The organism is Mesorhizobium sp. M2A.F.Ca.ET.039.01.1.1, from assembly GCF_003998035.1.
Lineage (GTDB): Bacteria > Pseudomonadota > Alphaproteobacteria > Rhizobiales > Rhizobiaceae > Mesorhizobium.
In genome coordinates, this window is the sequence record NZ_RZRY01000290.1 from 1 (window position 1) to 7,647 (window position 7,647).

A 7,647-nucleotide genomic window follows, 5' to 3' on the forward strand; every position below is an offset into this window, starting at 1 on the left:
CGGCAAGTTCGACGGCGGTCGCGATCTCGCGCTGCTCGCTGCGGCCCCTGGCATGATGCGTCGAAAGGCGGTTGTTGCGCAGCGCGTAGCGCCGGTCGGGCAAAGCGAGCGCGGCGACCAGCGTCGACAGGAAATGCGAGCTCGGATGCGTCGACAGGAAATGGCTGGCGACCCGGTAGTCGACCTCATAGGCCCGGCTCAGGTCGAAGCGGTAGAGCGTGCGCCAATCATCGCCGATATCGGCCTGCAGGCGGAATTGTCCGCCGGTCTCGACGAGGCGGAAGGTTTCGTGCGGCGTCTGCTGCTCGAGCCCTGGTTCCAAAAGCAGCGGCGCCGTCAGCGTCAGGCCGCCGAAGCCGACATCGCCGATGTAAGTGCGGCCGCCAAGCTCGATGCGCAGCAGCATATGGCTGCGCGCCGTGACGGCGTCATCCGGCTGGCCCCACAGCACGCGGGCGGCAAGGCCGCTGACGGTGAAGCCCAGCGCGTCAAGCGCGTGCATGAAGATCAGATTGTGCTCGAAGCAATAGCCGCCGCGGCCCTGGCGAAAAACCTTGTCCTGCAGCGAAGCGACGTCGAGGCCGACGGAGACGCCCATCAAGGCATCAATGTTCTCGAACGGGATCGCCCGCGGGTGCGCGGCGTGCAGCGCCTGCAGCGTGGCAAGCGAAGCGTCGGCCGGTCCGCCGTAACCGATGCGGGCAAAATAGCCATCGAGATCGAAGTCGCTCATTCAGGACGGGTCCGGCTTGACCGGTCCGATATAGGCACTGGGCACCGGCGTCGCAAACAATGGCCGGGATTTGGGATTGGGCCAGCCCTCAGGCTGCTTGATTGTGGTTGTTCTCGGCCGGCTCGTCATCGACGACAGCCGTCTGCTGCGCCGCCAGGAAATTGCCGAACGGGCTCAGGCTCTCGAAGTGGTCGCAGAACACCTTGATGACGACCAGCAGCGGCACCGCCATCAGCGCGCCGACGAAGCCCCACAGCCAGGACCAGAAGGCGATGGCGATGAAGATCGCCACGGCGTTGATCTCAAGACGCCGCCCGACCACCGTCGGCGTCACGAACTGGCCTTCGACAATGTCGCACAGCACCACGAAGGCCGGCGCCAAGAGCGCATAGGCGATCGTGTCGAAGCTGATCAGCGCAATGACGGCGACAATCAGGACGGTCATCAGCGCCCCGACATAGGGCAGGAAATTGAGCAAGGCCGCCATCGCCCCCCAGACGAGCGGGTTGGGCATGCCGAGCCCCCAGAGGCCCAGCCCGATCACCGTGCCGAGACTGACATTGATGACGGAGACCGTGAGCAGATAGTGCGAAATCTCGCGCTCGACGTCATAGACGACGCGCAGCGCCCGCTTCTTCTGCGTCATGCTGGCGAAGGATTGGACGATCTTCTCGTAGAACAGCGTGCCGGAGGCGAGCAGGAACAGCGACAGCACGAAGACGATGGTGATCGCGGTGCCTGCTTCCAGGATGTTGCTGGCCGCGGTGGAGAGGATGCCGGAAGGCGCCACCGCGACCCGCTGCAGGCCGGGCTCCTGCGAGGTCTCGGTCAGCGCTTCCAGTTGATGCGCGAGGTCCGTCATTCGTTCGAGCGGCCGCCTGAACGGCGCCAGCCGCTCGGTCAGCTGCTGGCCGATCGAATAGGAGTTGTTGATGAGGTCGATAACCGGGCCGCTGAGCAGATAGCCGGCGGCGGTGAAAATGAAGATCGACAGCAGCACCAACAGCGTCGCCGACACCACTTCCGGGATCCCGTGCTTTCTCAGAAAGCGCACGATCGGCGTCAGCGTCAGCGCCAGCAGGAAGGCAAGCATCACCGGCATGAAGAAGGCGCGGGCGAAGTATAGCGCCGCCGCGGTCATCAGAATGAAGATCCCGATCACCAGCGACCGCATCAGGCGTATGTCCGCCCTGGCATCGGCACGCGGGTCAGGGCTTTCGGCAGCGCTTGCGCCCGAAGCGGTCTGTTCGGCTTTCATCGGTTCCCTTGCAAGCCGCCAGCCGATAATGCATGGCGGGCCTGTGCCGGAAACGCGGGAGTTCCGGGCAAGGTTCCAAGAGCCGGCTTTCCGCATCCGGGGGGCCGGTTTAGAGCGGATCGCTCGTCAGGCAGCCGGCGCTGGCGCCGCCTTGGCCGTCTCCTTGCGCACGATCGGCGCCACCTTGGTGCCGTAGAGCTCGATCGCCTTCATGATCTTGGCATGCGGCATGGTGCCGATCGCCATCTGCAGCAGGAAGCGGTCGTTGTTGAAGATCCTGTGCTGGGCGACGATCTTTTCAGCCACCTGCTCGGGGTTACCGACGAAGAGCGCCCCATTGGGACCCCGCGCCTGGTCGAAATGCGCCCGCGAGGTCGGGCCCCAGCCCCGCTCGCGCCCGATGCGGTTCATCACCTCGGCCTGCGGTCCGTAGAAATCGTCGGCCGCCTGCTCGGTCGTCTCGGCGATGAAGCCGTGCACGTTGATGCTGGTGGCAAGCGTTGCCGTATCGGTGTTGGCGCGGCGCGCCGCCTCGCGATAGATATCGAACAGCGGCGCGAAACGCGCCGGCTCGCCGCCGATGATGGCCAAAGCCAGCGGCAGGCCGAGCACGCCGGCGCGGGCTGCGGATTGCGGTGTGCCGCCAATGGCGATCCAGATCGGCAGCTTCTCCTGGAAGGGACGCGGGTAGACGCCGCGGCCGTTGATCGGCGCGCGTAGCTTGCCCTGCCACATCACCTTCACCTGGTCGCGGATGGCGAGCAACAGATCGAGCTTCTCAGCGAAAAGCTCGTCATAGTCTTCCAAATTGTAGCCGAACAGCGGGAAGGATTCGATGAAGGAGCCGCGCCCCGCCATGATCTCGGCGCGGCCGTTGGACAGAAGGTCGAGCGTGGCGAATTGCTGGAAGACGCGCACCGGATCGTCGGAGGAAAGCACGGTGACGGCGCTGGTAAGCCGGATCTTCTTCGTGCGCTCGGCCGCCGCGGCAAGCGCCACGACCGGCGCGGAGGCGGCATAGTCGGGGCGGTGATGCTCGCCGAGCCCGAACACGTCGAGGCCGACCTGGTCGGCCAGCTCGATTTCCTCGATGAGATTGCGCAGCCGCTCATGCGGACCGATGGCGCCGGGACCCGGCTCCGGGCTGACATCGGCAAAAGTGTAGAGACCGAGTTCCATCTGGTTGCGTCCTGAACCTGTTCATGTGGGTTTTTTGCCTGTTGGCACTCTAGGTAACCGTATGCCTTGCCGCCCGCCAGAGGCGCGATCGGTGAACAGTGCATCGCGCATCGCCAAGCCGTATCCCTGCGGCAACAAGCCCGGTTTTTTCATGGCTGGCATACCGTTTTGACGCTTGAACTCGCCGCTTTCACGCGTATGTAAGCGTCGCGAATAGACTGCAGGGAAGTACACTTGGCTATCTACAGGGAAAAAGACATTTTCGAGCGGCGCAATGCCGCGAACGAGGCAAAGAAGGCGCTGCTCGCGCGCTTCAAGGCAAAGCCGGCGGCGGATGATCCCGCTGTGCTGGCGCGCCAGGCCGAACGCAAGGCGATCCTCGAGGCCCGCGCCATCCGCGAAGCGGAGAAGGCAAGGCTGAAGCAGGAAAAGCTGGCTCGCGAAGCGGCCGAGAAGGCCGAACGCGAAGCCGCCGCCGAAGCGGCGCGTATCGCCGCCGAAGAGGCTGCTGCCGCCGAGGCCAAAATCCGCGAGGCCGAGGAAGCAGAGCGCATCGCGTTCGAGCTTGCCGACGAGGCCGCGCGCAAGGCCAAGCGTGACGCACGCTACGCCGCCCGCAAGGCGCGCGTCGGCAGGACGCCTCCGGGCTTCTCGGCCCGCTAAGTCCGGGTTGTTTGGAAGATCGGTCAGGGTCGCCGAAAGCGGCCCTGAACGCGTTTGTGCCGTCGGCTCTAATTTAAAGCATGTCTCCCGAAAGTGGGAACCGGGTTCGGGATAAAGACATGCGTAAAATCAAAAAACTAAAGCGCATGGAGCGAATCTGAAAGATCGCGACGCGCTTTAGGCTACCAGCTTCAGCCCGACGATGCCGCAGACGATCAGGCCGATGCAGGCCAGCCGGACGACGGTCGCAGGTTCGCCGAGCAGCCAGATGCCGAGCAGCGCCGTGCCGACGGTGCCGATGCCGGTCCATACGGCATAGGCGGTGCCGACGGGCAGAGTCTTCAGCGCCAGGCCGAGCAGGCCGAGGCTGACGATCATCGAGGCGATGGTGAGAAGGGTCGGCAGCGGCCTGGAGAAACCATCGGTGTATTTGAGGCCGATCGCCCAGCCGATCTCGAACAAGCCGGCGAAGCATAGAAAGATCCAGGACATCAAAAACGCTCGGTCATTCCAGCATCGCCTGAGATGCTTGGTGGCGGGTCGTCACGGCCGGTTTTTCCGGGAAGCGAGGTCGTCCTCCCTCCTTGAAAATAAGATGGCCTGTTTTCCGATCAACAAAACACCGGCAGCATTGTCATGCCGCCGGTTCAGATCTGCAGGGAGCCGGTCGACCGATTCGGGCCGCTTACTTTTCCTTGATGCGCATCGCCTTGACCGGCGGCGCCTTGGGAGCCGGGGCCGCGGCGGGCTTCTTGGCGTCCTTCTTCGGTTTGCGGGCTTCCTTGCCCGCCTTCATCGCACCTTTAGCCATGATTCGCTCCTCCGATTGTGGGCAAGCCGAGTGAAACAAGAGAAATGACGGACTGCAAGAGGCAGTGCGGCTTTGCTAAGCCGGCCGGCCGGCTGTCAACCGATTTTGCGGTCGCGACGCCAGTTCGAAACCTCGCATGGACTGGCGCATTGTCTGTAGAGCTTTGCTGGGCGGGCCGCTAAGCTCGCGCGCAGGGCTAGCCGGGGATCGGATGGCAGGACATAGCGGATCGAGACGGGTGATCTACGCCGCGCTTGCCGGCAATCTGGCGATCGCGGTCACCAAATTCGTGGCGGCAGCCTTCACCGGTTCGTCCGCCATGCTGTCGGAAGGTGTGCATTCGTTGGTCGACACCGGCAATGGCACGCTGCTCCTTTACGGCATGCATCGCGCCGCGCGGCCGCCCGATCACACCCATCCGCTCGGTCACGGGCGCGAGCTCTATTTCTGGAGTTTCATCGTCGCGCTTCTGGTTTTCGCGCTTGGCGCCGGCGTTTCCTTCTATGAGGGCATCATCCACATCATGGCGCCCGAACCGGTCGTCAACGCCAAGGTCAACTATATCGTGCTCGGCCTTTCGTTCTTGTTCGAGGGCAGCTCGTGGCTGGTGGCGCTGAGGGAGTTCCGCCGGCAGAAGGGCCGACAGGGCTGGTTCGAGGCCGTGCAGTCGAGCAAGGATCCGAGCGTCTACACCGTGTTGTTCGAGGACAGCGCCGCGCTGCTTGGCCTCGTCGTCGCCTTCGCCGGCATCCTGTCAGCGCAACTCCTGGAAAGGCCGGAGCTCGACGGCGTCGGTTCTCTTGGCATCGCCCTCATCCTTGGCGCCACAGCGATTTTTCTGGCGCGTGAGAGCAAGGGCCTGCTGCTCGGCGAACCTGCGTCGCCCGAGGTCCAGAAGAAGGTTCTGGCGATCGTCCAGCAGGATCCGGCCGTCCAGCAGGCGAACGGCATATTAAGCGTCCATGTCGGCCCGGAGGAGATCGTCGCGGGCTTGAGCATCGAATTCGAGGATCACCTCACCGCGCCGGAGATTGAAGCCTGCGTCGAGCGCCTGGAGGCAAGGCTCAAGAAGGAAATGCCGCAAATCTCCAGGCTCTTCGTCAAGCCGCAGGCGACTGGCACATGGGAGCGGCGGCGCAAGGCCATGGCCGAGGCTTCGGACGATAGTTAGGTTGAACGCAGCGAAGTTTGTGAGGAGCATAGTCTATGAAGATCGACGGCGGATGCCATTGCGGCGCGATCACCTATGAGGCGGAGGTCGACCCGGAAAAGACCTCGATCTGCCACTGCACCGACTGCCAGCAACTGACCGGCACGGCATTCCGCGTCACCGTTCCGGCACCGGAAAGCGACTACAAGATCATCAAGGGCGCGCCGAAGATCTACATCAAGGTCGTGGCAAGCGGCGCCAGGCGCGCCCAGGCCTTTTGCGCCGACTGCGGCTCGCATCTTTATGCAACGTCTGTCGGCGACGGTCCGAAGGTCTATGGCATCAGGGTCGGGACCGCCAGGCAGCGTCAGGACCTGGTTCCCAGACAACAGAAATGGCACCGCTCGGCGTTGCATTGGCTGCCGGAATTCGAGGGCATGACGACTCTCGAAGAGCAGTAGGCTATTCGCCGTCCTCGACGACCCTGAGCCTCAACTGGCCCGTCTTGGAGTCCGCCACACGCGCGCCGCCTTCGGCCTTCGCCGGGCGCGGCGCCTCGGTCTCGCCCTCGGCGAATTCCAGCGCCTCGATCTTCTGGCCGCGCTTGGTGACCTTCGACGTCGAGACCAGAATGTCGTCGATGTCCTTGGCCGCTTGGCCGAAATGCGTCTGCAGCCGGCGCACCCGCTCGTCGACCCTGGCCACATCCTCCATCAGCCGGATGACCTCGCCCTGGATCAGATGCGCCTGCTCGCGCATGCGGGCGTCCTTGAGGATCGCTTGGATAACCTGGATCGACAGCATCAATAGCGACGGCGAGACGATGACGACGCGGGCGCGGTGCGCCTTCTGCACCACCGCCTCGAAATTCTCGTGGATTTCCGCGAACACCGATTCCGAAGGCACGAACATGAAGGCGGTGTCCTGCGTCTCGCCCTGGATCAGGTATTTTTCCGCGATATCGCGGATATGCACCTCGATGTCGCGCCGAAAGGCCTGCGCCGCCACCTTCTGCATGTCGGCGCCCTCGGCGGCGCGGATGGCGTTCCACGCTTCCAGCGGGAACTTGGCGTCGATGGCCAGCATCGGCGCGCCGTTGGGCATTCGCACCAGGCAGTCTGGCCGGCTGCCATTGCTGAGGCTGGCCTGGAACTCATAGGCGCCGTGCGGCAGCCCGTCGGCGACGATCGCTTCCATCCGCGATTGGCCGAAGGCTCCGCGCGTCTGCTTGTTGGAGAGGATCGCCTGCAGCTGCACGACCTGCCCGGCAAGCGACTGGATATTGCCCTGCGCGGTGTCAATCACCGCCAGCCGCTCCTGCAGCTTGGCCAGGCTTTCATGCGTCGACTTGGTCTGCTCGGCCATGGTCTGGCCGATGCGGCCGGTCATGGCGTCGAGCCGCTGCCCGAGCGATTGCGTAAGCTCCGCCTGCCTGGCGCCGAAGACGTCGGCGATCGCGCCCATGCGCCCCTGCATCTCGGCCTGCGCCTGCATGATGTCGGCCATCCGCGCCTCGGTGTCACGGGCATGGTCGGCCGCTTCCGCCGCGGCGACCGCGCGCGCCTTGGCGGAGCGCCACAGGGCGATGACGAGCGCGGCGAACAGCACGACGAATAGGACAGCGACGATACCAAGCGCCTGTCCGAGCGTGACCGTGGTGGCGCCGAGCCGCGCGACCGGCTGCGAAAGGATGGAGGTCATGTCGTTCATGTGCGCAGCATAACCGATTCGCATCGCCGGAACAGATCAAAACGTGAACAGGGAAAAGCTGCCCCCGTTGACGCTTCTCCAGCGAAGTCTTAGGTGAGACGCCATGTCGATCAAGCCGCTCATCATCCTTCCCGATCCCGTCC

General features: G+C 64.2%; 9 protein-coding genes. 3 read left to right on the forward strand and 6 right to left on the reverse strand.

What is annotated here, in order from left to right; translation table 11 throughout:
* The 3 genes from EOA24_RS21015 to EOA24_RS21025 all read right to left on the reverse strand — a co-directional run.
* The coding region (locus EOA24_RS21015; protein ID WP_133374560.1) for an arylamine N-acetyltransferase at positions 1-733 on the reverse strand (733 nt) is incomplete at its 3' end.
* Between the two features lie 88 nt (positions 734-821).
* Positions 822-1,991, reverse strand: coding sequence for an AI-2E family transporter (locus EOA24_RS21020; protein WP_126080151.1), 1,170 nt, complete (start codon positions 1,989-1,991; stop codon positions 822-824).
* 126 nt (positions 1,992-2,117) lie between these two features.
* A complete protein-coding gene (locus EOA24_RS21025) occupies positions 2,118-3,170 on the reverse strand; it encodes an LLM class flavin-dependent oxidoreductase (protein ID WP_126080152.1) in 1,053 nt (350 codons plus the stop codon).
* A gap of 234 nt (positions 3,171-3,404) precedes the next feature.
* Between EOA24_RS21025 and EOA24_RS21030 the strand changes: the two genes are divergently transcribed.
* Complete coding sequence (locus tag EOA24_RS21030) at positions 3,405-3,833, forward strand: DUF6481 family protein (protein ID WP_126080153.1); 429 nt, start codon at positions 3,405-3,407, stop codon at positions 3,831-3,833.
* 177 nt (positions 3,834-4,010) lie between these two features.
* Here EOA24_RS21030 and sugE read toward each other — a convergent pair whose 3' ends face one another.
* Positions 4,011-4,325: a quaternary ammonium compound efflux SMR transporter SugE gene (gene sugE, locus EOA24_RS21035; RefSeq protein WP_126080154.1), complete on the reverse strand. Its 315-nt coding sequence runs from the start codon at positions 4,323-4,325 to the stop codon at positions 4,011-4,013.
* Between the two features lie 193 nt (positions 4,326-4,518).
* Complete coding sequence (locus tag EOA24_RS43935) at positions 4,519-4,644, reverse strand: hypothetical protein (RefSeq protein WP_095819016.1); 126 nt, start codon at positions 4,642-4,644, stop codon at positions 4,519-4,521.
* Positions 4,645-4,855: 211 nt separating this feature from the next.
* Here EOA24_RS43935 and EOA24_RS21045 point away from each other — a divergent pair, with 211 nt between their 5' ends.
* Both EOA24_RS21045 and EOA24_RS21050 read left to right on the forward strand, forming a co-directional pair.
* Positions 4,856-5,815 carry a cation diffusion facilitator family transporter gene (locus EOA24_RS21045; RefSeq protein WP_126080155.1) on the forward strand — a complete coding sequence of 320 codons (960 nt, stop codon included), beginning with the start codon at positions 4,856-4,858 and terminating at the stop codon, positions 5,813-5,815.
* 35 nt (positions 5,816-5,850) lie between these two features.
* The gene (locus tag EOA24_RS21050) at positions 5,851-6,255 is read left to right on the forward strand and encodes a GFA family protein (protein WP_126080156.1); all 405 of its coding nucleotides are present in this window, start codon (positions 5,851-5,853) and stop codon (positions 6,253-6,255) included.
* A gap of 1 nt (position 6,256) precedes the next feature.
* On the opposite strand, the gene EOA24_RS21055 is transcribed toward EOA24_RS21050, so the two are convergent.
* The gene (locus tag EOA24_RS21055) at positions 6,257-7,504 is read right to left on the reverse strand and encodes a DNA recombination protein RmuC (RefSeq protein ID WP_126080157.1); all 1,248 of its coding nucleotides are present in this window, start codon (positions 7,502-7,504) and stop codon (positions 6,257-6,259) included.
* Between the last annotated feature and the right edge of the window lie 143 nt (positions 7,505-7,647).

Bases quoted from the DNA above. Each gene is read 5' to 3' on its own strand.
- EOA24_RS21020 (WP_126080151.1), bottom strand. From the start codon at position 1,991: ATGAAAGCCGAACAGACCGCTTCGGGCGCAAGCGCTGCCGAAAGCCCT.
- EOA24_RS21025 (WP_126080152.1), bottom strand. From the start codon at position 3,170: ATGGAACTCGGTCTCTACACTTTTGCCGATGTCAGCCCGGAGCCGGGT.
- sugE (WP_126080154.1), bottom strand. From the start codon at position 4,325: ATGTCCTGGATCTTTCTATGCTTCGCCGGCTTGTTCGAGATCGGCTGG.
- EOA24_RS43935 (WP_095819016.1), bottom strand. From the start codon at position 4,644: ATGGCTAAAGGTGCGATGAAGGCGGGCAAGGAAGCCCGCAAACCGAAG.
- EOA24_RS21045 (WP_126080155.1), top strand. From the start codon at position 4,856: ATGGCAGGACATAGCGGATCGAGACGGGTGATCTACGCCGCGCTTGCC.
- EOA24_RS21050 (WP_126080156.1), top strand. From the start codon at position 5,851: ATGAAGATCGACGGCGGATGCCATTGCGGCGCGATCACCTATGAGGCG.
- EOA24_RS21055 (WP_126080157.1), bottom strand. From the start codon at position 7,504: ATGAACGACATGACCTCCATCCTTTCGCAGCCGGTCGCGCGGCTCGGC.